The following is a 25821-nucleotide window of genomic DNA, read 5'->3' on the forward strand; positions in this document are numbered from 1 at the left end:
CGAGAGAGACAGACCATGACCGAAGCCTTTATCTGCGACGCCATCCGTACCCCCATCGGCCGTTACGGCGGCAGCCTGTCGGCGGTTCGCCCCGACGATCTGGGCGCCGTGCCGCTGCGCGCGCTGCTCGCGCGCAACACGGGTCTGGACGCGGCCGCGATCGACGACGTGATCTTCGGTAACGCCAACCAGGCGGGTGAAGACAATCGCAACGTCGCGCGCATGTCGCTGCTGCTGGCCGGCCTGCCGGAAGCGGTGCCGGGCTCGACGATCAACCGCCTGTGCGGCTCGGGCATGGACGCGACCGGCACGGCCGCGCGCGCCATCAAGTCGGGCGAAGCCAACCTGATGATCGCCGGCGGCGTGGAAAGCATGAGCCGCGCGCCGTTCGTGATGGGCAAGGCCACCTCGGCCTTCTCGCGCGATGCGCAGATCTTCGACACGACCATCGGCTGGCGCTTCGTCAACCCGGCGATGCGTGCCGCGTACGGCGTGGACTCGATGCCCGAGACCGCGGAGAACGTGGCCACCGATTACAAGATCAGCCGTGAAGACCAGGATCTGATGGCGCTGCGCAGCCAGGAGAAGGCTTCGCGCGCGCAGGCCGACGGTACGCTGGCGCAAGAGATCACCGCGGTCACCATTCCGCAGAAGAAGGGCGACGCGATCGTCGTCGAGCGCGACGAACATCCGCGTGCCACCAGCATGGAAGCGCTGGCCAAGCTGCGCGGCGTGGTGCGTCCGGACGGTACCGTGACGGCCGGCAATGCCTCGGGCGTGAACGACGGCGCCTGCGCCATCCTGCTCGCCAGCGAAGCCGGCATCAAGCAGCACGGCCTGACGCCGCGCGCACGCATCGTGGGCATGGCCACCGCCGGCGTGGCGCCGCGCGTGATGGGCATCGGCCCCGTTCCCGCTTCGCAGAAGGTGCTCAAGCAGGTCGGCCTGACCATCGACCAGATGGACGTGATCGAGCTGAACGAGGCATTCGCCGCGCAAGGCCTGGCCGTGCTGCGTCAGCTTGGCGTGGCCGACGACGACAAGCGCGTGAACCCCAACGGCGGCGCAATCGCGCTGGGCCACCCGCTCGGCATGAGCGGCGCGCGCCTGGTGACCACGGCCATGTACCAGCTGCACCGTACCGGCGGCCGTTACGCGCTGTGCACGATGTGCATCGGCGTGGGCCAGGGTATCGCGATGGTGATCGAGCGCGTGTAACCCTTCGCGCTCAACCTTCTGTCCTTCCTGCCGTTAACCCTGAGTGGGAAGGTTCAGTGCTGTCTCTTCCCCAACGAGGTAGAGCAAATGCGGCCGGGCCGACAGGCTCGCCGGCCTTGCCGCATCTTTTTCTGATGGAACCGGCGTCGTTAGCCGGTGCGGAGTATTGAGATGTCCCTTCCCGTTGCCACGCTCGTTACCGGTGCCAGTTCCGGCATTGGCCGCGCCATCAGCGAAATGCTGCTGGCCGATGGCGTCACCAGGGTGATCAACGTCGATTACGTTGCCCCCACCTGGTCCCATCCCAACATGACCTTCTTCCAGGCCGACCTGACCAATGCCGAGGCGACCCGCGCCGTGGCGGAGCAGGTGACCTCGCAATTCGCCGTTACGCGGCTCGTGAACAATGCGGGCGCCACGCGCCCCGGCACGGCCGACACGGCGACCGTCGCGGATCTGAACTACGTCGTCGGCCTGCACCTGCAGGCGTCGATGCTGCTGACCCAGGCCTGCCTGCCCGCGATGCGCGCGGCCGGCTATGGCCGCATCGTCAACATGGCCTCGCGCGCGGCGCTCGGCAAGCCGGATCGCGTGGTGTATGCCGCGACCAAGGCCGGCCTCGTTGGCATGACCCGTACGCTGGCGATGGAGCTGGGCGGAGACGGTATCACCGTCAATGCCGTGGCACCGGGTCCTATCGCCACCGAGCTGTTCCGAAAGAGCAATCCGGAAGGCAGCGAACAGACCAAGCGCATTCTCGCGAGCATCACGGTGAAGCGCATGGGAACGCCGGAAGACGTGGCACGTGCCTCGCTCTTCTTCCTGTCGCCCGACAACGGTTTCGTGACCGGTCAGGTGTTGTACGTCTGCGGCGGCACTACCCTGGGCGTCGCGCCCATTTGATGACAAGAATCAGCATAACCCGGCGGTCCCACGAGGGTCGCACGGTCCCATCGATATAGTGGAGTCAAGCATGAGCATTACCAAACAACCTTCGAAGGTGCGCAGACACCTGCTGGCAGCCGGCGTGGCACTCGCCGCCGGTATCGCGGCCATGGGCGGCGCGCAGGCACAGCCGGCGTACCCGAGCAAGCCGATCACGCTGATCGTGCCGTTCTCGGCTGGCGGCACCACCGACATCCTCGCGCGCATCGTGGGTCTGGAACTGGGCAAGTCGCTCGGCCAGCCCGTGGTGATCGACAACCGTCCGGGCGCGGGCGGCAACATCGGCGCAAGCCTGGCCGCCAAGGCGCCGGCCGACGGCTACACGCTGTTCATGGGCACGATCGGTACGCACGCGATCAACCAGTCGCTGTACTCGAAGCTGCCGTTCGACCCGGTCAAGGATTTCGCGCCGATCTCGCGCGTGGCCATGGTGCCGAACGTCGTGGTCGTGAACCCGAAGGTGCCGGTCAACAACATCAAGGAACTGATCGCCTACGTGAAGGCGAACCCGGACAAGCTGTCGTTCGGCTCGTCGGGCAGCGGTTCGTCGATCCATCTGTCGGGCGAACTGTTCAACATGATGACGAACCTGCATATCCAGCACATTCCGTACAAGGGCAGCGCCCCGGCCGTGAATGACCTGCTGGGCAACCAGATCGGCCTGATGTTCGACAACCTGCCGTCGTCGTACCCGCACGTGAAGGCCGGCAAGCTGCGCGCGATCGCCGTGACCTCGGCCAAGCGCTCGCCGGCGCTGCCGGACGTGCCGACCGTGGCCGAAGCCGGTGTGCCGGGCTACGAGGCGACCTCGTGGTTCGCGCTGTACGCCACGGGCGGTACGCCGCAACCGATCGTCGATCGCCTGAACGCCGAAGTCGTGAAGATCCTCGCGATGCCGGAGGTGAAGAAGAAGCTGGCCGAGCAGGGCGCCGAACCGAATCCGGAAAAGCCGGCGCAACTGGCTGCCTTCATGAAGACCGAGGCCGCCAAGTGGGCCAAGGTGGTGAAGGCCTCGGGCGCGACGGTGGACTGATCGATCCGCTTCAGCACCATAAAAAAGCCGGCGCTACGCCGGCTTTTTTTCGTCTGGGGCCAGCAGCCTTCAAAAAAAACCGCGACATGTATGCAGTCGCGGATGAATCCCAGGCCCCAGCCTTCGGGGCGGGAGGAGACAACGGTGCATCAGGACAGGCTGTACTTGACCACCTGCTCCTCGACGCCGACGAAGCGCACGAGCTGGCGCAGGCCGCTCGCGTACTCCTTGATATGGTGGCCTTCCGGCGTGTCGGGCAGCCGGTAGTAGATCGGTGCGGACGTGGCGCGACGCTGGATCGGACCGGGACGATCGCTCGGCGGAATCGAAATCTCGGACGCGTCGGGGGACGACTCGGCGGACAATTCCGACAATTCGGCGAGCGCGGACAGGGTTGCAGTGTCCGGTCTTGCATTCATGACAGACTCCCAGGGTGCCGTTGGATGCGGGTTGCAATGTCTGGAATGTATTGCAGACGAACGAGAATTGCCATTTCGACTTTTTTAATTCTGTATCGGAACAACTGCTTAAATTGTCAGAAATGGATGAAGGTGACATTTGTCACATTCTGGTGAATGTCTTCTCCAGATCCGGGCACGGTCTCACCGGTTAACGGCATGACTTGCCCCGACTTGCGCGCTACCATTACGCGATCGTCACGGGCGACCCCCCATCTTGCAAGCTCCGTGCCCGTCGGAAACTCCCAACGAACGCATGTCCACTCCGCACGCACTGTTGATCTCGCTGATCGAGAAGCCGTCGTCCGGCTATGACCTTGCACGCCGCTTCGACCGGTCCATCGGCTACTTCTGGCACGCCACGCACCAGCAGATCTACCGCGAGCTCGGACGCATGGCGGAGCAGGGCTGGATCGCCGTGGAAGAGCCCGCAAGCGTGTCAGAAGGCGACGAAGCGGAAAAAAGGAATCGTAAAAAGGTATATCGCGTGCTGCCCGCGGGCCGGGAGGAGCTCGCGCGCTGGGTCCGTTCGCCGGGGCACGGGCTCGACCAGCGTGAGGAAATTCTGGTCAAGCTGCGTGCGGATGCGGCCATCGGCCCGCTCGGGCTGGGCGAGGAAATGGCGCGCCTGATCGCGTTGCACGAGGCGCGCCTGGAGACCTATCGCAATATCGAGCGCAAGGATTTTGGCGCCGCGCGCATGGATCGCGCGCAGCAGCTGCAGTACGCGCTGCTCCAGCGCGGTATCCGTTTCGAGGAAGACTGGGTGGCCTGGGGCCGCGAACTGTTGCCGCTGCTCGCGGCGCCCATGCCGTCCTAGGCGGCCACGGCGGCGGCGCGAGCCTCCGCAAGGCCGAGGCGACGGCGCGCCAGCGCGTATTCCTCGATGAAACGATGCACGAGATCGGCCGCGGGTACCACGCGCTTGATCGCCCCGACGCCCTGGCCGGCCCCCCAGATCTCCTTCCACGGCTTGACGCGCGTCGAGCCGAAATTCATCGACGTGGGATCCGACACCGGCAGCGCGTCCGGGTCGAGGCCCGCGCGCACGACGCTCTCGCGCAGGTAATTGCCATGCACGCCCGTGAACAGGTTCGAGTAGATGATGTCGTCGGCGCCGCTGTCCACGATCATCTGCTTGTAGGCGGCGTCGGCGTTCGCTTCGACCGTGGCGATAAAGGCGGAGCCGATATAGGCGAGGTCGGCACCGGCCGCCTGGGCCGCCAGCACGGCGTTGCCGCTCGCGATGGCGCCGGACAGCAGCAGCGGACCGTCGAACCACTCGCGGATTTCATGCAGCAGCGCGAACGGCGAGATCGTGCCCGCGTGGCCGCCGGCACCGGCCGCCACGGCGATCAGGCCGTCGGCGCCTTTCTCGATGGCCTTGCGCGCGAAGCGGTTGTTGATCACGTCGTGCAGCACGATGCCGCCATAGCTGTGGACGGCGTCGTTGACCTCGGCGCGCGCGCCAAGCGACGTAATGACGATGGGCACCTTGTACCGCACGCACAGTTCGAGGTCGTGTTCGAGCCGGTCGTTCGAGCGATGGACGATCTGGTTCACCGCGAACGGCGCCGACGGGCGATCGGGATGCCGCGCGTCGTGCTCGGCCAGCTCGGTCGTGATGCGGTCCAGCCAGACTTCGAGCTGTTCGGCCGGGCGGGCGTTCAGCGCGGGGAACGATCCCACGACGCCAGCCTTGCACTGCGCGATCACGAGGTCGGGGTTCGAGATGATGAACAGCGGCGAGCACACCGCGGGCAGGGACAGGCGGTCTTGCAGCAGGGGAGGCAGGGCCATGGCAGGAAGTCTCCGGCGAAGGTTATCGACAGGTAACAGGTGATGTGCAACTAGTTGCATAGTGTGTGCATAGTATAGAGGAGCCTGCCGCCGTCGCAAGTGGATGTTCCTGTGGCGCGTTGTCTACAATGAGCGCATCGCCTGCCAGCATGACGGAATCGTCAGTGACCACCCCTTCCAGCGCCGACCACCTGGCCATGCACGCCGAAGCCCTCTTCGACGCCGACCTCGACAGCTGGCGCGCCCACCCCGAACGCGCGTTCGATGGCTGGCTCTCGCAACATGGCTTCCGGCACGGTACGGCGGTGGTCTATCGCTCGATGTGGGGCAAGCTGCTCCGCTGGTCCGGCGAGCAGGGCCTGGCGCCGCTGACGTGGTCGGCGGCGCAGATCGGCGAATTTCTCGACGCGCAAAAGCTGCACAAGTCGCATCGGTATCGCTACGCGCGTCTGATCGAGCGCGTGTTCCAGCACCTCTCGCTCGCGCGGCAGGATCTCCAGAATCCCGCGAGCCTGGCCGTTCGCGCGAAGCTCGCGGATGGGGAGAACGATCCCACCGCATTTCTGCTGCCGGGTGAGCGCGATCTGCTCGTCGCGCGCGTGCTGGCGCCCGCCGGCGACAACCCCCTCGATATCGGGGAGGGACGCGGGGACGGTCGCGGGAGTGGGGAAGCGCGCGTCTCCCCCACGCAGTGGAAGCGCGCGCGTGACGTCGCGCTCGTGGCGGTGCTGCTCGGCGCGGGCCTCAAGGTGGCGGAGATCCGCGCACTGCGGCTCGATGCCATTGACGGGCTCGCGGATCGCGACGACCATGGCATGCCCGCCCTGCAGATGGTGCGTGCAGACAACGGGCGCGCCTACACCGCGACGCTGTTCGGGTTTGCGCACGCGCCGTTGCGGCAGTGGCTCGCGCTGCGCGCCGCGGCGGGGACGCTGGGCGATCTCGTCTTTCCGGCGATGGCATCGGGGCGGCCGATGCATGCCGCGTCCGTCTATCGCCGGGTGGAAATGCTGCTCGACGAAGCGGGTGTGCTGGCTGGCCGCAGTGAGCGCGCCTCCCCACAGACACTGCGCAATACCTGTGGCGCAATGCATTTCGACGCGGGCATGCCGCCCGCGGCAGTGGCGCAATTGCTGGGCATGCGCGACCTCGAATCCGGCTGGCGGCTCCATGCGGCGTATCAGGCATGGCAGGCACGTGCCGGGTTGCAGGTCGCCCTGACCGGTAACCGGGCCGCGGATGTATCTTCGGCGTAACCTTCGGCGGGTATGATGGCCGACCGCTCAACGACTTCCATCCAGAAAACGATCACATGTCCGAGACCTTACTGCTGACAGGAGCCACCGGCTATATCGCTTCCCATACCTGGGTCGCGCTGCACAATGCCGGATACAACGTCATCGGCCTCGATAATCTGTGCAACAGCAATCGCGCGGTCGTGGAGCGGCTGGCGCGGATTACCGGATCGAATCCGCATTTCGTGGAAGGCGACGTGCGCGACCGCGCGTTGCTGGACAAGCTTTTCCGCGAACACCGGATCACGGGGGCGATTCACTTCGCCGCGCTGAAGGCGGTGGGCGAATCGGTGGCCAAGCCGCTCGCGTATTACGACAACAACCTGAACGGCCTGCTCACGCTTTGCGCGGCAATGGACGCTGCCAATGTGCGCCAGCTGGTTTTCAGCTCGTCGGCGACCGTATATGGCAATCCGCACACGGTGCCGATCCTCGAGAATTTTCCGCTTTCGGCGACGAATCCTTATGGGCAGACGAAACTCATGGGCGAGCAGATTTTGCGCGACCTCGAGTTGTCGAATCCCGACTGGAAAATCGGCTATCTGCGCTATTTCAATCCGGTCGGCGCGCACGACAGCGGCCTGATCGGTGAAGACCCGGGCGGCGTGCCCAACAACCTGATGCCATATGTCGCGCAGGTGGCCGGCGGCCGCCGTGAAAAGCTCATGGTATTCGGGGGTGACTACCCGACCGTCGATGGCACGGGCGTGCGCGACTATATCCATGTGAGCGACCTCGCCGATGGCCACCTTGCCGCGCTGGTGTACCTGCGCGACAAGAACGAGGGTTTTACCGTGAATCTGGGTACCGGCCGCGGCTACAGCGTGCTCGAGGTCGTCAAGGCGTACGAACGTGCGAGCGGCAGGCCCGTTCCTTATCAGATCGTGGATCGCCGCCCCGGCGATATCGCCTCGTGCTACGCCGATCCCGCGCTCGCGCAGCGCCTGATCGGCTGGCGCGCGCAGCATGACATCGATCGCATGTGCGAGGACTCGTGGCGCTGGCAGTCGATGAATCCGCTGGGCTTTGCAGGTTAGCCGGCCCGGCTGGCCGTCACGGTCATAAGAAAAAACCGGGCAATGCCCGGTTTTTTATTTGTCGCCGAAACTGGCCCGCTTTAGCGGATCAGGAAATCCTCGACGGTCTTGCCGTTGGCCAGCGCCTGCGTCAGCCAGCCCGGGCGCTTGCCGCGGCCGGTCCAGGTATTGCCAGCGGTATCGCGATAGCGAACCGGCACCTTGCGGCTGGCCTTCTTGCCGGCCGCCGGCTTGGCGCCGAACCCGAGATCGTCAGCCGTCAGGCCATATTGTTCGATTTTCTCGCGAATATCGGCAATCACTGCAGCTTGCTCGCGAGACTTGATCTCCTCGGCCTGCTTCTGCAGTTCGTTGATTTTCTGAACGATTTCCTGATAGGTCGCCATGGTTGCCTCGATCGCTGAATTGACGACGGGAATTATAACCATTTATTGCGTGACTGCAAATCCGCGTATCGGTCTGTGCCCGAGAAATGAAGAATGTCCTCATTTCAAATTGCGCACTGAACTTTCGCGCGGAATGCGGGTCGCCAGGTATTTTCGCCGTAGCGATGCAGACGGTGCCGAAGATGCAGAATTTTCTCATCGGCATTCTGTGCCGGATTCGTGAAAATCGACCGAATGTACCGCGATCCCGCGCCAGCACTACCACTGGGAAAACTCCGAGCGTGTGCCGAGGCCTCGACAATTACCGATCCGATGCCGAAGTGCGCGAATCTGCATTCGCGTTTGCGATTTACCGCAATGCCTCAAGGATGTATCGGGGTCGCCGTTATTGCCCAAGAGCGGATCACCACGGAGTGATCCGCCGGAACGGGGGTAAGGAGAACCTTCGTCGCATCCAACCTAATGGCTTCGGCGCATCATGTCCTTTCAGAATATTCAGATCAGAACGCTCCTTAGAGGGGCGATGGCTTCGTTGACGGCAATTCTGTTGCTGGTCGGCGGTGCCGGGCTGCATGGCATTTCGCAGTCCAACGATGCGCTCAAGGAAACTTATTCAAATCAGCTCGCGTCGGCGCAGGCGCTCAGCGAGGCGATGCTCGGTACGACGCGCCTGCGCCTGGCGCTGGACCGCGGCGTCATGCCGGGCTCGGAAAACGACGATCCGAAGAAGCATGTCGATCGTTCGAAGGTGTTCGTGGATGCTTCCGATACCGCCTGGAAGCGCTATCTGGCGCTTCCGCAGGGCGACGAGGAAAAGGCGCTGGCGACCGAGCTCGGGCGCAAGCGGCAGGACTTCTTCGAGAAGGGCATCGGCCCGCTTCAGAACGCGCTGCTGTCGCAGAACCGTGACGAAGCGCTGCGCCTCGCACGCGACACGATGCCGGAACTGCAACGCGCGCTGGGCAGCGCGCACGAAGCCCTGGAGAAATTCCAGCTGCGGACGGGCAAGGACAACTTCGAGGGCGCGCAGGCGCGCTTCGAACGGCTGCGTGTCATGGCCGTCGCCCTGATCGCGCTGGGCATGCTGATCGCCGTCGCCGGCACCATCACGCTGCATCGCGCGATCGTGCGGCCGGTGGAAGAGGCGCTGGGCGTGTTCGAGCGCATTGCGCGCGGCGACCTGACCTCGCGGATCGTCAGCGTGTCCCGCAACGAGATCGGCCGCATGATGCAGGCGCTCGCAGCGATGCAGGAGAGCCTGTCCGGCATTGTCGCGGAAGTGCGCGGCGGCACCGATTCGATCGCCTCGGCCACGCAGCAGATCTCGGCCGGCAACACGGACCTGTCGCAACGCACCGAGGAACAGGCGTCGTCGCTGGAACAAACCGCCGCGAGCATGGAAGAACTGACCACCGTGGTGCGCCAGAACGCCGACAACGCTCGCCAGGCCGGCATGCTGGCCGGCGAGGCGTCGCAGATCGCGCTCAAGGGCGGCGACGTGGTGGGCCGCGTGGTCGATACGATGAACGAGATCAACGGCGCGTCGCGCAAGGTGGTCGAAATCATCGGCGTGATCGAGGGCATCGCGTTCCAGACCAATATCCTGGCGCTCAACGCCGCGGTGGAAGCGGCGCGCGCCGGCGAGCAGGGCCGCGGCTTCGCGGTCGTGGCCGGCGAGGTGCGCAGCCTCGCGCAACGCTCGGCCAATGCGGCCAAGGAAATCGAATCGCTGATCAGCGAGTCCGGACAGCGCGTGGAGTCGGGGACGCGCCTCGTGGCCGAGGCGGGCCAGACCATGGGCGAGATCGTCCAGGCCGTACGCCGCGTGACGGACATCATGAACGAGATCGGCGCGGCCACGCAGGAACAGACCACGGGCATCGAACAGGTCAATCAGGCCGTGAGCCAGATGGACGAAGTGACCCAGCAGAACGCGGCACTGGTGGAGGAAGCCGCGGCCGCGGCGGGCGCGCTCGAAGAGCAGGCACAAAAGCTCAAGAACGTGGTGTCGGTGTTCACGCTCGCGGCCAGCGGCACGCGGCCGGCGCCGATGGTCGCCGCCGCCGTGGCGCGCGTGGCGCCCGATCTGGCACCCAGCCCGGCTGCCTTGCCGGCCGTGGCGCGCACGCAGGCCGCGCGCCAGCCGGTCAAGCCGTCGGGGGCGCGCGCGCCCGTTGTACGCAAGCCACGCGAGACGCGTTTGTTGCGGCCCAGCGTTGCCGCGGCAGGCCCTGCTGCGTCCGCCGACGACAACTGGAGCGCGTTCTGACGTTCTGAATGAAAGGAATTGAGCGAACGGCTGTTCACACGGCGTCAGCAAAATGCCATGATGCGGGCTTTTGTGCCCGCCTCGTCGGTGTGAGTCGCGCAAGCGCTCCCAGGATTCACCTTTCCGGACTCGCGCAAGCCCGCAGCCTGTAAGCCCCAGCTTGTTAAGCCCCGAATGATTGCCTCGACTTCCAGTCTCCTGCTGTTCGCTGTGCTGCTCGGTGCCGCCGCCGCGCTTGGCATGCGCTCAGCCAGGCCGGACGCGGGCCGGGACGGCAAGCTGCTGCGCCGCTTGTCGTGGTCGGCCGCCGTGATGTCGCAGGCGTCGATCGGCTTGCCGCTATGGGTAGCCATCGGTTCCGGTTCGCTCTCGGCGCTCGAGGATCCGGTGCGCGCGGTGTCGGCGTTCGCCTCCGCGACCGCTGCCGCCATCGCGTCCGCCCACGTCTTCACGTTATTGAAACAATGGCTGCGCGGTGCCACGCGTGCCTGGCGCGTGGTGGCCGTGATGTCGATGCTCGGCGGTGCCGGCATGGTCGCCGTGGCCGGTGCGCGCATGGGCCGGCTGTGCGGTAACGGTTCGCTGACCGCGCGCGCCTGCCTCGACGCGGCCGTGCTGCCCGACCCGGGCTGGCTCGGCGGCGGCATCGCGCTGCTGTGCTTCGCGATGTTCGCGTTCCATCGCGCGCAATCGCGCGGCTGGCTCCCCGCCCCGATGCGTCCCGAGGCCACGCTGATCGAAGACACCCCGGACGACTTCCCGTCGGCCGCGTCGCTGCCCCGCGCGGCCGGTATGCGCGGCGGCCGGAAGCAGGTCGGGCGGATTCCGGGCCTGACCGTGCGGCCGTCCGGACGCGGCGGCGAGGCCGTGGGCGAGTACAGCGTCTCGACCGATCTGCCGGACCGCATCGCGTTCGGCCGCTGGCTCGACCAGACCCTTGCGCAGGCGCGGTTGACCGAGACCGGCTGCGCGGTGCTGCTGATCCATATCGCCGACTTCCGCGAGGTCGACGAGGTATTCGAAGTCCGCGCCGACGATATCCTCGCGCAGGACGCGGGCGCGCTCGCGCAGGCCGCGCTGGAACCGCACGACTTCCTGGCGCGGCTGGCCCGCGACGAGTTCGCGGTGGGCGTGCCCGAGCTCGTGCACCACGGGCGCGCGCACGAGCTGGGCTCGCGCGTGCTGGGTTCGCTGGCCGAATTCGTGGCCGCGCGCGGACTGCAGATGCAGATCGGCGTGAATATCGGCATCGCGATCTATCCGCGCGATGCGCAGACGTCGGAGGGCCTGATGCAGGCCGCCCGCGTCAGCCTGTCCGAGGCGCGCGAGAGCGGGTCGAACCAGGTGCGCGTGTTCAACTCCGCCGCGGGCGAGCGCGCGCGCCGCATGCGCGTGATCCGGCGCGACCTGTGGCTCGCGATCCAGGACGACGGGCTGTCGCTGCAATACCAGCCCAAGTTCGACGTGAAGCATCGCACCGTAGTGGGCGCCGAAGCGCTTTGCCGCTGGCGCCACCCGACGCTCGGCGTGGTCAATCCCGCCGAGTTCATCATGGTGGCCGAGCAGTCCGGCCAGATCGACAAGCTCGACGACTGGGTCATTGCCAGCGTGTGCGCGCAGGTCCGGCTCTGGCAGGACGCGGGACTGCCCGTGGTTCCCGTGGCGATCAACGTGTCGGGACTGCGTTTCGCGAGCCGCAACTTCCCGCAGTACCTGCTCGAGCAGATCCACCAGCACGACATTCCGCCGTCGGCGATCACGCTCGAGATCACCGAGACCGCGGCGATGAAGGACATCGGCAAGTCGCTGGAGACGCTGGCGGAGCTGCAATCGCTCGGTATCCACGTGGCGCTCGACGACTTCGGCAGCGGATATTCGAGCCTCGGCTACCTGAAGCGCCTGCGCGTCGGCACGCTGAAGATCGACCGGACGCTGATCGGCGGGCTCGATGCGGACCCGCAGGGCCGCGCCATCGTCGGCTCGATGGTCGCGCTCGCGCACGAGCTGCGCATGAAGGTCGTGGCCGAGGGCGTCGAATCGCACTCGCAGCTCGACATCCTCAATGCCATGGGGTGTGACGAGGTGCAGGGCTACCTCATGGCCCAGCCACTCGACGCGTCGTCGTTCGCCGAGATTCTGCGCGACACGCAACCTGTTCGCGTCTGAACCCGCGCGCGGTGGCGTAACCGTGCAACGCGCAATGAGACCGTTTCGCATTGCCGGGTTTGCGGGAAATTTAGCGCCAGAGTTAGAGCTTTTGCTCTAACCCCCCCTTCACCGCGCTAAAGCAGGCGGCTGCGCGGACGATAAGACCAAGAGACCGAGCGTCAAATGGGTGCGCCTTTGCCGCCCTTGCCCTCGCTATCCGGAGCCCGCCATGTCCCTGCCAACCATCCTCGTCGTCGACGATTCGCCGTCCATCCGCCGCATGATCGGGGCATGTCTGCGCGCCGCCGGTTACACGGTCACGGAGGCCGCCGACGGCAAGGAGGCGCACGAGGTCGCCCGCGAAGGCGCGTTCGGCATGCTCGTGACCGATCAGGTCATGCCCGGCATGGACGGATTGACGCTGATCCGCGCGCTGCGCGAGACGCCGCACTATGCTGCGACCCCGATTCTGATGCTCACCACGGAAGCCGACGGTCAGATCCGCGCGCAGGCGCGCGAGGCCGGCGCGTCGGGCTTTCTCGCCAAGCCGTTCGACCCCGACCAGCTGATCGCATCGGTCGAAGCGCTTTTGCCCCCTCCCACGGTGGGGTGACCGGCGTAGCAAAGTCGCCCTTCAGCCACCCGATCCGCCGCCGTTAACACTGTGGGGCCATCCCCCACCAACACTGCAGCGGGGCAACATGACTATCCAGACGAAGGCTGACGGCGCCGGGGAAGAATTCCTGGCCTTCCGGCTCGGCCGCGAAGAGTACGGCATCGACATCCTCAAGGTGCAGGAGATTCGTGGTTACGAATCGGTGACGCAGATCGCCAATGCACCGGCCTATCTCAAGGGCGTGATCAACCTGCGCGGCACGATCGTGCCGATCATCGATCTGCGCATCAAGTTCCGTCAGGAAAAGATCAGCTACGACCAGTACACGGTCGTGATCATCGTCGACCTCAATCGACGTACGACGGGCATCGTGGTCGACGGCGTGTCCGACGTGCTGACGTTGTCCCAGTCGCAGATCAAGCCGACGCCGCAGTTGTCCGGCGGCATGGAAACCGACTACATCCGGGGTCTGGGTTCGGTGGAGAACCGCATGCTGATCCTGGCCGATATCGAAAAGCTGATGGGCGTGGAAGAACTCGCGGCCATCGACGCGGCGGCTGGCGCCGCCTGAGGGAACCCGTAGGGGAGCGCGGATGCGGGCGTCGCGGCCCGGTCCGCCTTGCTGCCGGCATCAGAACCTAACAGGGCTGGCGGCGGGAACGGGCAAGAGTGGCCGGTACGGCCACGACAACAATGCGGGAGAGCGCAGCGATGCCACTCCCGGTCTTTTCTGACAGAAGGGGGTAGTTCTATGCAGTGGTTCAATCAACTACGCGTTACGACCAGGCTCATAGCCGGCTTCCTGGTCGTATCCGTCATCGGCGCCATCATGGGCCTGCTTGGCGTGATCAACATGGGGCGCATGGCGGAATGGACCGGCAAGATCTACAACGAGGACCTGCAGGCGCTGAAGGCCGTGCAGGACGGCAACATCAACCTCGTGTATGCGAGCCGCGCGCAGATCGCGCTGCTGTCGGCCTCCACGATGGGCGAGCGCGCGACCGAGAAGGAGCGCATCGAGAAGTCGCTGGCGACCATGGAAGAGCGCGTGAAGGCGGCCAAGGGCTCGTTCACGCAGCCGGAAGGCCAGGCGATGGTGAAGCAGTACGAGACCCTCGTGCCGCCGTTCCGCGAGCGCATGACGAAGTACGTTGAACTCGTGAACAAGCAGCCGCTGGATACGTCGCAGTTCGAGAGCACGGTGTTCACGGAAAGCTCGGATCTGCTCAAGGACAGCCGCGCGCTGGAGGACGTGCTGTTCAAGATGGTGAAGCGCCGCGACGAGCGTGCGCGCGCCAACATGGACGAATCGGACGGCGTGTACAAGAGCTCGCGCGTGGTCATGCTGGTGCTGGTGCTGGGCGGGTTGGTCGTATCCGTGCTGCTGGGGATGTTCCTCGCGCGCGGCCTGTCGCGCCAGCTTGGCGGCGAACCGGGCTACGCGGCCCGCATTGCCTCGCGCATCGCGGACGGCGATTTCTCCGCCGCGGTATCGCTGCGCAAGGGCGACAAGTCGAGCCTGCTGCACGCCATGAGCGAGATGCAGCATCACCTGTCGCGGATGGTGCGCGATTTCAAGGAATCGGCCGAGTCGATCGGTACGGCATCGCGTGAAATCGCCGCCGGCAACAACGATCTGTCGCAGCGTACGGAACAGCAGGCCGCCTCGCTCGAGGAAACCGCTTCGAGCATGGAAGAACTGACCAGCACGGTCCGCCAGAACGCGGACAACGCGCGTCAGGCCAGCGGCCTTGCCGCCAACGCGTCCGAAACCGCCGTGCGCGGCGGCGAAGTAGTGGGCCGCGTGGTGCAGACGATGGACGAGATCAACGAGGCCTCGCGCAAGATCGTCGACATCATCGGCGTGATCGAAGGCATCGCGTTCCAGACCAACATCCTTGCACTGAACGCGGCCGTGGAAGCGGCACGCGCGGGCGAGCAGGGCCGCGGCTTCGCGGTGGTGGCCGGCGAAGTGCGCAGCCTGGCGCAACGCTCCGCCAATGCGGCAAAGGAAATCAAGGGCCTGATCGGCGATACCGTGGCGCGCGTGGACAATGGTTCCGTGCTCGTGGGCGAAGCCGGCCAGACCATGGGCGAGATCGTGCAGGCGGTCAAGCGCGTGACCGACATCATGGGCGAGATCAGCGCGGCGTCGGCCGAGCAGAGCTCGGGCATCGAGCAGGTCAACCAGGCCGTGGCGCAGATGGACGAAGTGACGCAGCAGAACGCGGCACTCGTGGAACAGGCAGCCGCTGCCGCCAGCTCGCTCCAGGAGCAGGCCGGCCGTCTGCAGGATTCGGTGGCCACGTTCCGCCTGTCGCAGGACGACGAAGCCGGCAGCGGTCCGTCGCTGGGTTCCGCCGTCGTACCGGCGGTGCGCTCGGTGACCAAGCCCGCGCTCTCGGCATCGGCGGCATCGAAGGCACCGCGTCTCGCGGCAGCCAAGACGCGCGCCACCCGTGGCGGCAAGGCAGCGGCGGCCGGCGCGGGCGCTGCCGCGGCAGCCAGTGCAGCGGATTTCGAGGAAGTGGCAGCAAGCGATGCGCCGGCACTGCGCCCGGCCACCGCTGGCGGTGCTTCCGACAATGGCGACTGGAGCGCGTTCTGAGGGCCCTGTGCCCGTCGTGAACCTGATCCGGGGTACCCACGTGCCACGCGCGTCCCACGCATGCCTGCCCCCCGCTGCCGCGGGGACGTGCGTGCCGGGACGCGCTTTTGTTCCATGACATCATGACCACCGACATCAATCTGTCCCTGTCGGCCGAGGCGACGGCCAGACTCAGAGCGGACTTCGACGCTTTTGTAAGGGTCTCGACGGGGCTCGATGCCGAGTTCGTGCCGCCCGCCTTCGACGACTTCCTGCGCGCGCGTCTGCTGCAGCAGGACGGCCCGCTGACCGAACGCGCCGTCATGCGGCTGCTGGCCAGCGGCGAGTACGGATGGGCGCGGAAGGTCTTCGACAAGCAATTGCCGAACGCGTTGTCGGCGCTGATGCGCGACGCGCAGCGCTTTGGCTTCGGCCTCGCCGTACAGCCCGAATGGACGCCCGCGCAGCGCGTCGAACACGCGCGCGAGTGGGCGCAGCAGATTCTCAGCGAAGCCGGGGCCGATGCGGCCTTCACGGAAGCGCTGGCCGCGCAGATCGCCGCCAGCGCCGTCGATGTCCGCACGATAGAGGAACGCATGCGCACGCCGGCGTGGCGCATCGCGGACAGCCTGCGCCAGCGGGCCTACGACCTCATGTACGCGTTGCAGACCGAACAGAGCGAGGCGCTGGGGCGCAGCAAGGTGGGCGAGATGCGCGCGCTGCTGGGTCTCGCGCTCGAATACGGTTCTGTCAGCGCGGATGAGGCCGCGCGCGTTCTGGAGCAGGTGGAACGTGCGCGGCCGCATCTGTTCCGCGAGGCACCGGACGACATCTTTTCGCGCCTCGCGGCCTGGTTGCGGCAGCTCTTTAGTCAAGCCGCACCCTTGCGTCAATAGTGGAATGCATCGGCGCGGACAAGGCCTGTATCTCATCCGTCACAACCAGTTGTCGGCGGTGATACCGCCTTATACGTAAACGCGCGTTAACTACATGTCTGACATCTGTGCTGTTACAAATTAGCGGGGCTATGTCTTTTCCATACGACATTTGTTCCCCCCCAACCTAAGTAGGGATTGGCATTGCGGGCCGATTGCCGATATAAACGTAACAGTTTCACTTACACTCTGTAACATCTGTAACGCTTCAGAGATGTAGGTGATACCGGGCGTAGTTCCTATTGTCGTACGTCGTACCCATCGCACACGCACAGCAACGATCTGGTCGCCGACACAGCTTCAAACGTGTCGGTAAGCGCCGGACAAGCGGTCGAAGGGTTTTTTGGTAGCGGGGAAAAATTGGAAAGCAGTGAAGTTCTCCAGGAGATCAGGGAGGTTAACCTCGCCTATCTGCTGCTCGCGCAACGACTGGTGCGCGAAAACCAGGTGGAAGCCATGTTCAGGCTTGGCGTCAGCAAGGAAATTGCTGAGATTCTTGCCAAACTGACATCGGCGCAGCTCGTCAAGCTGGCGGCATCGAATATGGTGCTGTGCAGGTTCCGTTTCGACGATCATGCGCTGCTATCCACGCTCACTCACACGGCCAAGAGCCATGATATGCAGCAGATCCATGCTGCAATCCTGCTTGCCCGGCAACCTGTGGAGCAGCTCAATTGACCGCTCTCCTTCAGGCCCAGCCGGCCCGCAGTTTCACGGCGACTCCCGTACCCAACCGAAAAAGTGTCCTGCAGGATGCCAACCAGACCCAGCTCGCCATCGAGCTGATCGGCCTGGGTGCGCGTCTTCAGGTGCTCGAAGCCGAGACCACGCTCTCGCGCGACCGGTTGATCCGTCTCTACAAGGAGCTCCGCGGCGCCTCGCCGCCCAAGGGCATGCTCCCGTTCTCGACAGACTGGTTCACGACCTGGCTGCCGAATATCCATTCGTCCCTGTTCTTCTCCGCTTACCAGTTCATGGTGCAGGAAGGCGAGACGTCGGGTATCCGCGCCGTGGTGGCGAGCTATCGCCTGTACCTCGAGCACGTTTCGCTGCTGGGCGGCGAAATTGTCTTAAGTTTCACCCGTGCCTGGACGTTAGTACGGTTTTTCGAGAGCAATATGCTGCAGCTTTCCACGTGCACATGCTGCGGCGGACAGTTCGTGACGCATGCCTATGAGCCGCACGCGAACTTTGTCTGCAGCCTGTGCCGTCCGCCCTCACGGGCAGGGAAAGTCAAGAAGCTCTCGAAGGACGCCGTAGCCGCGCAGACCCACGCCTGATTCCCAGGCGACGTCCGCGGCGGCAAGGCGGGCCCCGAGATCGGGGCGCGCGGTGACCCCGCGCGCCTGTACGAAGGGCCCTTGTGCGCTGACGCGTGTTTTCTAGACGGGGATCCGATCGTGCTTGTAGTTCTTGGCTATGTCGTCGTGCTTGGTGCGGTGCTGGGCGGGTATGCCATCACCGGCGGCCACATGGGCGCGCTTTACCAACCGGCGGAACTCATCATCATCGGTGGTGCAGCGGTCGGCGCATTCATCAGTACCAACAGCGGCAAGGCCATCAAGGGGACCATGAAGGCCCTGCCCAAGCTGTTGCGCGGCTCCAAGTACAACAAGGAGCTTTACCTGGACGTGATGGCACTGCTGTACGTGCTGCTGTCCAAGGCGCGCCGCGAGGGCATCCTGTTCCTCGAGAAGGAAATCGCCGACCCTGCCGCGAGCAGCGTGTTCAGCCAGTACCCACGTATCCTGGCCGACGCGGTGATGATGGAATTCCTCACCGACTATCTGCGCATGATGGTCAACGGCAACATGAACGCGTTCGAGATCGAGGCGCTCATGGACCACGAAATCGAAACGTATCGCCACGAGGCCGAGGTCCCCGCCCATGCGCTGTCGCGCGTCGGCGACGGCCTGCCGGCCTTCGGTATCGTCGCCGCGGTGATGGGCGTGGTGCATGCACTGGCCTCCGCCGATCTGCCGCCGGCCGAACTCGGCGCACTGATCGCCCACGCGATGGTCGGTACGTTCCTCGGTATTTTGCTCGCTTACGGTTTTGTCTCGCCGCTGGCCGCTCGCATCGAGCAGCAGGTGGACGAGAGCGTGAAGATGTACGAGTGCATCAAGGTCACGCTGCTTGCCTCGCTCAACGGTTATGCGCCGCTGGTTGCCGTGGAGTTCGGCCGCAAGGTCCTGTACTCCACCGTGCGTCCGTCCTTCCTTGAACTCGACGACCACGTTCGCGAAGTCAAGAGCCTGACCTGACGGGAGAGCAGTCATGAGCAGCGCCCAGGATCTGCGCCCCATCGTCATCAAGAAGGCGAAGTCGCGCGCCAAGCCGCACGGCAACCACAGCTGGAAGATCGCTTACGCCGACTTCATGACGGCCATGATGGCCTTCTTCCTCGTGCTCTGGCTGCTGAGCTCGGCATCGCCGAAGGCCCTCGTCGGCGTGGCGGAGTACTTCCGCACGCCGCTGAAGGTGGCGATCGCGGGTGGCGACAAGAGCAGCATGTCGAAGAGCGTCGTGCCCGGTGGCGGCAAGGATCCGATGGCCAAGGATGGCGAGGTGATGCGCGCGCAGACCAACGATCCGTCGGATGCGCGCCGCCGCGAGCAGCAGGAATCCGAACGCCTGCGCCAGCTCAAGACCCGCCTCGAGACGACCATCGAGAACAACCCCGTGCTGCGCGCGTTTCGCCCGCAGCTACTGCTGGACATCACGAGCGAAGGCCTGCGCATCCAGATTCTCGATACGCAAAACCGCCCGATGTTCCGCACCGGCAGCGCCGCGGTGGAACCGTACATGCGCACCATCCTGCGCGAGATCGGTCCGGTGCTCAACGAGATGCCGAACAAGGTGAGCCTGTCGGGTCATACCGACTCGCAGACCTATATGGCGGGCGAGCGGGCGTACAGCAACTGGGAGCTGTCGGCCGATCGCGCCAACGCTTCGCGTCAGGAGCTGATCGCGGGCGGCATGAACGAAGGCAAGGTGCTGCGCGTGCTGGGCCTGGCCGACACGATGCCGCTGGACAAGAACGACCGTCTGGCGCCCGTCAACCGGCGTATCAGCATCGTCGTGCTGAACAAGAAGGCTCAGGCGCAGTTCGAGTCCGAGAACGCGAGTGCCGCCGAAGTATCGGTGGCCGCGCAGAAGGGCAAGGCCGCACAGGAGCTGCAGGCTGGCGTGGCGGCGGCGGAAACGCCGGCGGCCAAGGCACCGGCAGCGACAGGCGCGCCAGCACCGGCGGCAACGCCGGCAGCGGGCGCGGCGGCAACCGCGGCGCCGGCGGCAGCAGGCAAGCGCGAATGAGGCGCGCCGCGCGTGAAAGCGCGGCGCATCCAAAGGCAATTTAGCGGACCAGGACGGCCATGTCTGTCGATATCGATATTACGCAGTTCTATCAGACCTTCTTCGAAGAGGCGGAAGAGCTGCTCGTAGAAATGGAGCAACTGCTGCTCGGGCTGGATCTCGATGCCCCCGATGCGGAAGAGCTCAATGCGATCTTTCGCGCGGCGCACTCGATCAAGGGCGGCGCCGCCACGTTCGGGTTCTCGGCGCTGACCGAGACCACGCACATCTTCGAGAACCTGCTCGACCGTGCACGTCGGCAGGAAATCGCGCTCACGCGGGCCATCATCGACACTTTTCTGGAAACCAAGGACGTGTTGCAAGACCAGCTCAACGCCTATCGCAACGGGACCGAACCCGATCCGGAAACTCTGGCGCGAATCTGCGCGGTCCTGCAGCAGCTTGCGCAGGAAGCCGGTGGTGACGCCGGGGCGCATGCGCCCGCGGCCGCACCGGCACCCGTCGCCGCGTCTGCACCCGCCGCGGCTGCCGCGCCGGCGGGCGGCAATCTCAAGATTCGCCTGATCAAGGTATCGCCGGCGGACCAGGCGCTGCTGCGCGAAGAGATTGCCAACCTCGGCGAGATCACCGGACAGCAGGAAGCCGAGGGCGACCTGACGATCTGGCTGAATAGCGCATGCAGCGCCGATGACATCATCGCGGTCTGTTGCTTCGTGATCGACGGCGACCAGATCGTGGTGGAGGCGTCCGATGGCACCGCGCCGCCGGCGGCCGCGCCCGCGCCCGCTCCGGCTCCGGTAGCCGCCGCCCCTGCGCCGGCTCCCGCGTCGGCCCCGGCCGCGCCGGCCGCCGCGAAGGAAAAAGCCAAGCCCGCGGCCGCCGCGGCGCACAGCCCCGACGCGGGTTCGATCCGTGTGCCGACCGAGAAGGTCGACCAGATCATCAACCTGGTCGGCGAACTGGTCATCACGCAATCGATGCTCGCACAGACCGCGTCCTCGCTGGACCCGGTGCTGTTCGACCGGCTCTTCTCCGGCATGGGCCAGCTGGAACGCAACGCGCGCGACCTGCAGGAAGCGGTGATGTCGATCCGCATGATGCCGATGGACTACGTGTTCTCGCGCTTCCCGCGCCTGGTTCGCGACCTGGCCAGCAAGCTCGGCAAGCAGATCGACCTCGTGACGTTCGGCAAGGCGACCGAGCTGGACAAGGGCCTGATCGAACGGATCATCGACCCGCTGACCCATCTCGTGCGGAACAGCCTCGACCATGGCATCGAGACGCCCGAGAAGCGTATCGCCGCCGGCAAGGAGCCGACGGGCCAGTTGATCCTCTCCGCGCAGCACCACGGCGGCAATATCGTGATCGAGGTGAGCGACGACGGCGGTGGCCTGAACCGCGAGCGCATTCTCGCCAAGGCGATCCAGAACGGCTTGCCGGTGTCGGAAAACATCAGCGACGAGGAAGTGTGGCAGCTGATCTTCGCGCCGGGCTTCTCGACCGCCGAAGTGGTGACGGACGTGTCCGGCCGCGGCGTCGGCATGGACGTGGTGAAGCGAAACATCCAGGAAATGGGCGGCCACGTGGAAATCGCGTCGCGCCCGGGCAATGGCACCACGACGCGCATCGTGCTGCCGCTGACGCTCGCGATTCTCGACGGCATGTCGGTGCGTGTGGGTGAGGAGACCTTCATCCTGCCGCTGAACTGCGTGATGGAGTCCCTGCAGCCGAAGGCCGAGGACGTGCATACCGCCGCCAACGCCGAGCGCGTGATGAACGTGCGGGGCGAGTACCTGCCGCTGCTGGAGCTGCACCGCGTGTTCAACGTGGACGGCGCGCTGCAGGAACCGACGCAGGGCATCGCCGTGATCCTGCAGGCCGAAGGCAAGCGCTTCGCGCTGCTGGTGGACCAGCTGATCGGTCAGCACCAGGTAGTGCTGAAGAATCTGGAAACGAACTATCGCAAGGTGCCGTGCATCTCCGCCGCCACGATTCTGGGCGACGGTAGCGTGGCGCTGATCGTGGACGTCGCGGCGCTGCAGCGCACCGGCGTGCGCCGTCAGGATCCGGTGCTCGCCTGATCGGGCGGACGCGCGCAACACTCAGACAAGGAGAGCAAACATGGCCGGCATCGGACACATCGATACCCAGGGGAGCGAGGCCTCGGGCCAGGAGTTCCTGGTCTTCACGCTCGGCACCGAGGAATATGGCATCGACATCCTCAAGGTGCAGGAGATTCGCAGCTACGAGACGGTGACCCGCATCGCCAACGCGCCCGATTTCATCAAGGGCGTGACGAACCTGCGCGGCGTGATCGTCCCGATCGTCGATCTGCGGCTGAAGTTCCGCCTCGGCAACGTGCGTTACGACCATCAGACCGTCGTCATCATCCTCAACGTCGCGGGCCGCGTGGTCGGCATCGTCGTGGATGGCGTGTCGGACGTGCTGACGCTGACGGGCGACGATATTCGTCCCGCACCGGAGTTCGGCGTGTCGGTGTCCAACGAGCACCTGACGGGTCTGGGCTCTGTGGAAGGCCGCATGCTGATTCTGATCGATATCGAACGCATGATGACCAGCCCGGAAATGGCGTTGATCGAGGCCGAACTGGCCTGATCCCGTCCTCGCAAGCAACGATGCAAGCCTGCTCGCCCTTCGGGGCGGGCTTCTACCAAGACATTCATCATGACGCAGCTCCGTTCTTCCGCCAGTGCCATCGGGAAGCCAGCGGGGGCTGTTTCGCCCACGATGCCCGTGATCACGCCGCTGCGTGACGATATGCGCGACTTCCTGCTCACCGAGCGGGACTTCGAGAAGGTGCGCGCATTGATTCACAAGCGGGCCGGCATCTCGCTGGGCAGCCACAAGCGCGAGATGGTCTACAGCCGCCTCGCGCGCCGGCTCCGCGCGCTGCAGCTCACCGACTTCGGCAGCTATCTTGCGATGCTCGAGGCCGACGAAGGTTCGGTGGAGTGGGAATACTTCACGAACGCGCTGACCACGAACCTGACCTCGTTCTTCCGCGAGGCACATCACTTTCCGCTGCTGGCCGAGCACGCGAGGAAGACCGGACGTCCATACAGCGTGTGGTGCGCGGCCGCATCGACCGGCGAGGAGCCGTACTCGATTGCGATCACGCTCGCGGAGGCGCTTGGCGATCGTGCCGGCACCGTGCTGGCCACGGACATCGACACGCAGGTCCTGGCCAAGGCGCGGAACGGCGTCTACACGACCGAACAGGTGGCGCGCCTGTCGCAGGAACGGCTCAAACGCTTTTTCCTCAAGGGCACGGGCTCGCGCGCCGGCGCGGTCAAGGTCAAGCCAGACCTCGCCTCGACCATCACTTTCGACGCGCTGAACCTGCTCGCGCCGGACTGGGGCATTCGCGAGCAGTTCGACGCAATCTTCTGCCGCAACGTGATGATCTACTTCGACAAGCCGACGCAGGGCCGCATCCTCGAGCGGTTTGCGCCGCTGTTGAAGCCGAACGGCCTGCTCTTCGCGGGGCACTCGGAGAACTTCTCGTACGTCACGCGCGCGTTCCAGCTGCGCGGGCAGACCGTGTACGAACTCGCCGGCCGCGCCGGCGCGGGAGGTGCGTGATGCGAACTCCGCAGATGCCCGAGGCCATCGCCACGCGCAAGTATTTCGATCGCGAGTTCGGCAAGCAGGCCATCAAGCTGCTGCCGAACGAGTACTACGTGACCGGTGACGACGTGGTGCTGACCACCGTGCTGGGCTCGTGCGTCGCGGCGTGCATCCGCGACGAGGTCGCCGGCGTCGGCGGCATGAACCATTTCATGCTGCCCGACGACGAGAACGCCGGACCCGACCGCGTGCTCTCGGCATCGATGCGCTACGGCTGCTACGCGCTGGAAGTGCTGATCAACGAACTGCTGAAGATGGGCGCGCGCCGCGAACGGCTGGAAGCGAAGGTTTTTGGCGGTGGCGCGGTGCTCGCGAACATGACGACCCTCAATATTGGGGATCGAAATGCCGATTTCGTATTGAAGTACCTGAGAACGGAAGAGATACGCGTGGCGGCACAGGACTTGCGCGGTCCGCATGCCCGGCGTGTGAGCTATTTCCCGCTGACGGGGCTGGCGCTGGTACGCCGGCTGACCCGCCAGGACGACACGGTCGTCGTGGAGCGCGACGAACGGGCATTGGCCCGCGCGCTGTCCACGTCCACGAAAACGCCCGCGCGAGGCGCCGTGGAATTGTTTACGCGGCAGGCGACGTCGAAGACGTCGTCGTGAAGACTACAAGAGACGCAGAACTATGACCGCCGCAAAGATCAAGGTGCTGTGCGTGGATGACTCCGCGCTGATACGCAGCCTGATGACGGAGATCATCAACAGCCAGCCCGACATGGAGGTCGTGGGCACGGCACCGGACCCGCTGGTCGCACGCGATGCGATCAAGCGTCTGAATCCGGACGTGCTGACGCTGGACGTGGAAATGCCGCGCATGGACGGGCTCGACTTTCTCGAGCGCCTGATGCGCCTGCGGCCGATGCCGGTGCTCATGGTGTCGTCGCTGACCGAACGCGGTTCCGAAATCACGATGCGGGCGCTGGAGCTCGGTGCCGTGGACTTCGTGACCAAGCCGAAGCTCGGCATCCGCGACGGCCTCATCGACTATACGGACACCATCGCCGACAAGATCCGCGCGGCATCGCGCGCGCGCGTGCGTTCCACGGCCACGGCACCCACCACCGCCGCGGCGGCACCGATCCTGCGCAGCCCGTTGCTGGGCACCGAAAAGCTGATCATCGTCGGCGCATCGACGGGCGGCACCGAGGCAATCAAGGAATTCCTGATGCCGCTGCCGCCGGATTGTCCCGCGGTCATGATCGTGCAACACATGCCGGCCGGATTCACACGCTCGTTTGCACAGCGCCTGAACGGCCTGTGCCGCATTACGGTCAAGGAAGCCGAACATGGCGAACGTGTGCTGCCCGGTTACGCGTATATTGCGCCCGGTGATTCGCACCTGATGCTCGCGCGCAGCGGCGCGAACTATGTCGCGCACCTGTCGCAGGATCCGCCCGTGAACCGCCACCGGCCCTCCGTGGACGTGCTGTTCGATTCGGCGGCCGTGCATGGCGGCAAGAACGTGACGGGCGTGATCCTGACCGGCATGGGCAAGGACGGCGCTCAGGGCATGTTACGGATGCGCGATGCCGGCGCGTACAACCTTGCGCAGGACGAGCAGTCCTGCATCGTGTTTGGCATGCCGAAGGAGGCGATAGCCGCCGGTGGCGTGCATGAAGTGGTGCCTCTGCAGTCGATGAGCCAGCGCGTAATGGCGCATCTGGCGACATTCGGTGCACGGGCGCAGCGCGTTTAAATTTATCCACAACTGTTTTGGAGCCGTAGAGTGGACAAGAACATCAAGATCCTGGTGGTCGACGACTTCCCGACCATGCGTCGGATCATCCGTAACCTGCTCAAGGAGTTGGGCTTCAACAACGTCGACGAAGCCGAAGATGGCGCCGCCGGCCTGGAGAAGGTCAAGGACGGCAGCTTCAACTTCGTCGTGTCGGACTGGAATATGCCTAACATGGATGGCCTGACGATGCTGCAGTCGATCCGCGCGATTCCCGCGATCGCCAAGACGCCGGTGCTGATGGTCACGGCCGAGGCGAAGAAGGAAAACATCATTGCCGCCGCGCAGGCCGGTGCCAACGGCTACGTGGTCAAGCCGTTTACCGCCGCCACGCTCGACGAGAAGATCACCAAGATCTTCGAGAAGCTGGGCAAGGAGTAAGGTGCTG

At 65.3% G+C, this 25821-nt stretch carries 25 protein-coding genes; 22 read left to right on the forward strand and 3 right to left on the reverse strand.

Annotated elements, in window-relative coordinates; genetic code table 11:
* The first annotated feature begins 15 nt into the window (after positions 1 to 15).
* The 3 genes from pcaF to FOB72_RS27555 all read left to right on the forward strand — a co-directional run bounded on the left by pcaF (position 16) and on the right by FOB72_RS27555 (position 3196).
* Entirely contained in the window at positions 16 to 1218 is a 1203-nt protein-coding gene (gene pcaF / locus FOB72_RS27545; RefSeq protein ID WP_150376170.1) for a 3-oxoadipyl-CoA thiolase, read from the forward strand.
* Positions 1219 to 1389: 171 nt separating this feature from the next.
* Entirely contained in the window at positions 1390 to 2121 is a 732-nt protein-coding gene (locus tag FOB72_RS27550; RefSeq protein WP_150376172.1) for an SDR family NAD(P)-dependent oxidoreductase, read from the forward strand.
* Between the two features lie 70 nt (positions 2122 to 2191).
* A complete protein-coding gene (locus tag FOB72_RS27555; RefSeq protein WP_150376174.1) occupies positions 2192 to 3196 on the forward strand; it encodes a Bug family tripartite tricarboxylate transporter substrate binding protein in 1005 nt (334 codons plus the stop codon).
* A gap of 149 nt (positions 3197 to 3345) precedes the next feature.
* On the opposite strand, the gene FOB72_RS27560 is transcribed toward FOB72_RS27555, so the two are convergent.
* Positions 3346 to 3615: a hypothetical protein gene (locus FOB72_RS27560; protein ID WP_150376176.1), complete on the reverse strand. Its 270-nt coding sequence runs from the start codon at positions 3613 to 3615 to the stop codon at positions 3346 to 3348.
* A gap of 295 nt (positions 3616 to 3910) precedes the next feature.
* Between FOB72_RS27560 and FOB72_RS27565 the strand changes: the two genes are divergently transcribed.
* The gene (locus tag FOB72_RS27565) at positions 3911 to 4474 is read left to right on the forward strand and encodes a PadR family transcriptional regulator (RefSeq protein WP_150376178.1); all 564 of its coding nucleotides are present in this window, start codon (positions 3911 to 3913) and stop codon (positions 4472 to 4474) included.
* On the opposite strand, the gene FOB72_RS27570 is transcribed toward FOB72_RS27565, so the two are convergent.
* Positions 4471 to 5454, reverse strand: coding sequence for an NAD(P)H-dependent flavin oxidoreductase (locus tag FOB72_RS27570; RefSeq protein ID WP_150376180.1), 984 nt, complete (start codon positions 5452 to 5454; stop codon positions 4471 to 4473). The genes FOB72_RS27565 and FOB72_RS27570 overlap by 4 nt on opposite strands.
* 164 nt (positions 5455 to 5618) lie before the next feature.
* Here FOB72_RS27570 and FOB72_RS27575 point away from each other — a divergent pair, with 164 nt between their 5' ends.
* Positions 5619 to 6710: a tyrosine-type recombinase/integrase gene (locus tag FOB72_RS27575; RefSeq protein WP_411859853.1), complete on the forward strand. Its 1092-nt coding sequence runs from the start codon at positions 5619 to 5621 to the stop codon at positions 6708 to 6710.
* 56 nt (positions 6711 to 6766) lie between these two features.
* Positions 6767 to 7786, forward strand: coding sequence for a UDP-glucose 4-epimerase GalE (gene galE, locus FOB72_RS27580; protein WP_150376184.1), 1020 nt, complete (start codon positions 6767 to 6769; stop codon positions 7784 to 7786).
* An 80-nt stretch (positions 7787 to 7866) separates the two neighbouring features.
* Here galE and FOB72_RS27585 read toward each other — a convergent pair whose 3' ends face one another.
* Positions 7867 to 8172 carry an H-NS family nucleoid-associated regulatory protein gene (locus FOB72_RS27585; RefSeq protein WP_109585511.1) on the reverse strand — a complete coding sequence of 102 codons (306 nt, stop codon included), beginning with the start codon at positions 8170 to 8172 and terminating at the stop codon, positions 7867 to 7869.
* 478 nt (positions 8173 to 8650) lie between these two features.
* Here FOB72_RS27585 and FOB72_RS27590 point away from each other — a divergent pair, with 478 nt between their 5' ends.
* The 16 genes from FOB72_RS27590 (at position 8651) to cheY (ending at position 25814) form a co-directional block, all read left to right on the forward strand.
* Positions 8651 to 10441: a methyl-accepting chemotaxis protein gene (locus FOB72_RS27590; RefSeq protein WP_150376186.1), complete on the forward strand. Its 1791-nt coding sequence runs from the start codon at positions 8651 to 8653 to the stop codon at positions 10439 to 10441.
* 174 nt (positions 10442 to 10615) lie between these two features.
* Positions 10616 to 12607 (forward strand): putative bifunctional diguanylate cyclase/phosphodiesterase, encoded by a 1992-nt coding sequence (locus FOB72_RS27595; RefSeq protein ID WP_150376188.1) that lies wholly within the window; start codon positions 10616 to 10618, stop codon positions 12605 to 12607.
* Positions 12608 to 12818: 211 nt separating this feature from the next.
* Positions 12819 to 13202: a response regulator gene (locus tag FOB72_RS27600; RefSeq protein WP_150376190.1), complete on the forward strand. Its 384-nt coding sequence runs from the start codon at positions 12819 to 12821 to the stop codon at positions 13200 to 13202.
* A gap of 88 nt (positions 13203 to 13290) precedes the next feature.
* Entirely contained in the window at positions 13291 to 13776 is a 486-nt protein-coding gene (locus FOB72_RS27605) for a chemotaxis protein CheW (RefSeq protein ID WP_150376192.1), read from the forward strand.
* A 180-nt stretch (positions 13777 to 13956) separates the two neighbouring features.
* Entirely contained in the window at positions 13957 to 15813 is a 1857-nt protein-coding gene (locus FOB72_RS27610) for a methyl-accepting chemotaxis protein (RefSeq protein ID WP_150376194.1), read from the forward strand.
* A gap of 122 nt (positions 15814 to 15935) precedes the next feature.
* Positions 15936 to 16688 (forward strand): DUF4088 family protein, encoded by a 753-nt coding sequence (locus FOB72_RS27615; RefSeq protein WP_150376196.1) that lies wholly within the window; start codon positions 15936 to 15938, stop codon positions 16686 to 16688.
* A gap of 399 nt (positions 16689 to 17087) precedes the next feature.
* Positions 17088 to 17405 carry a flagellar transcriptional regulator FlhD gene (flhD, locus tag FOB72_RS27620; protein WP_109585504.1) on the forward strand — a complete coding sequence of 106 codons (318 nt, stop codon included), beginning with the start codon at positions 17088 to 17090 and terminating at the stop codon, positions 17403 to 17405.
* A complete protein-coding gene (flhC, locus tag FOB72_RS27625) occupies positions 17402 to 18007 on the forward strand; it encodes a flagellar transcriptional regulator FlhC (RefSeq protein WP_150376198.1) in 606 nt (201 codons plus the stop codon). Before flhD ends, flhC begins: the two co-directional genes overlap by 4 nt.
* Before the next feature lie 120 nt (positions 18008 to 18127).
* Positions 18128 to 18991, forward strand: coding sequence for a flagellar motor stator protein MotA (gene motA, locus FOB72_RS27630; RefSeq protein WP_150376200.1), 864 nt, complete (start codon positions 18128 to 18130; stop codon positions 18989 to 18991).
* A 13-nt stretch (positions 18992 to 19004) separates the two neighbouring features.
* Entirely contained in the window at positions 19005 to 20042 is a 1038-nt protein-coding gene (gene motB, locus FOB72_RS27635) for a flagellar motor protein MotB (protein ID WP_150376202.1), read from the forward strand.
* Positions 20043 to 20101: 59 nt separating this feature from the next.
* Positions 20102 to 22123: a chemotaxis protein CheA gene (gene cheA, locus FOB72_RS27640; RefSeq protein WP_150376204.1), complete on the forward strand. Its 2022-nt coding sequence runs from the start codon at positions 20102 to 20104 to the stop codon at positions 22121 to 22123.
* 40 nt (positions 22124 to 22163) lie between these two features.
* The gene (locus FOB72_RS27645; RefSeq protein WP_150376206.1) at positions 22164 to 22658 is read left to right on the forward strand and encodes a chemotaxis protein CheW; all 495 of its coding nucleotides are present in this window, start codon (positions 22164 to 22166) and stop codon (positions 22656 to 22658) included.
* A gap of 69 nt (positions 22659 to 22727) precedes the next feature.
* Positions 22728 to 23645 carry a CheR family methyltransferase gene (locus FOB72_RS27650; RefSeq protein ID WP_150376208.1) on the forward strand — a complete coding sequence of 306 codons (918 nt, stop codon included), beginning with the start codon at positions 22728 to 22730 and terminating at the stop codon, positions 23643 to 23645.
* Positions 23645 to 24301, forward strand: coding sequence for a chemoreceptor glutamine deamidase CheD (gene cheD, locus FOB72_RS27655; protein ID WP_150376210.1), 657 nt, complete (start codon positions 23645 to 23647; stop codon positions 24299 to 24301). The genes FOB72_RS27650 and cheD overlap by 1 nt, the downstream gene beginning before the upstream one ends.
* A 22-nt stretch (positions 24302 to 24323) precedes the next feature.
* Positions 24324 to 25394: a chemotaxis response regulator protein-glutamate methylesterase gene (locus FOB72_RS27660; protein ID WP_150376212.1), complete on the forward strand. Its 1071-nt coding sequence runs from the start codon at positions 24324 to 24326 to the stop codon at positions 25392 to 25394.
* A gap of 30 nt (positions 25395 to 25424) precedes the next feature.
* Positions 25425 to 25814, forward strand: coding sequence for a chemotaxis response regulator CheY (gene cheY / locus FOB72_RS27665; RefSeq protein ID WP_109585495.1), 390 nt, complete (start codon positions 25425 to 25427; stop codon positions 25812 to 25814).
* Positions 25815 to 25821: the final 7 nt, after the last annotated feature.

The organism is Cupriavidus pauculus (assembly GCF_008693385.1).
Classification (GTDB): Bacteria; Pseudomonadota; Gammaproteobacteria; order Burkholderiales; family Burkholderiaceae; genus Cupriavidus; species Cupriavidus pauculus_D.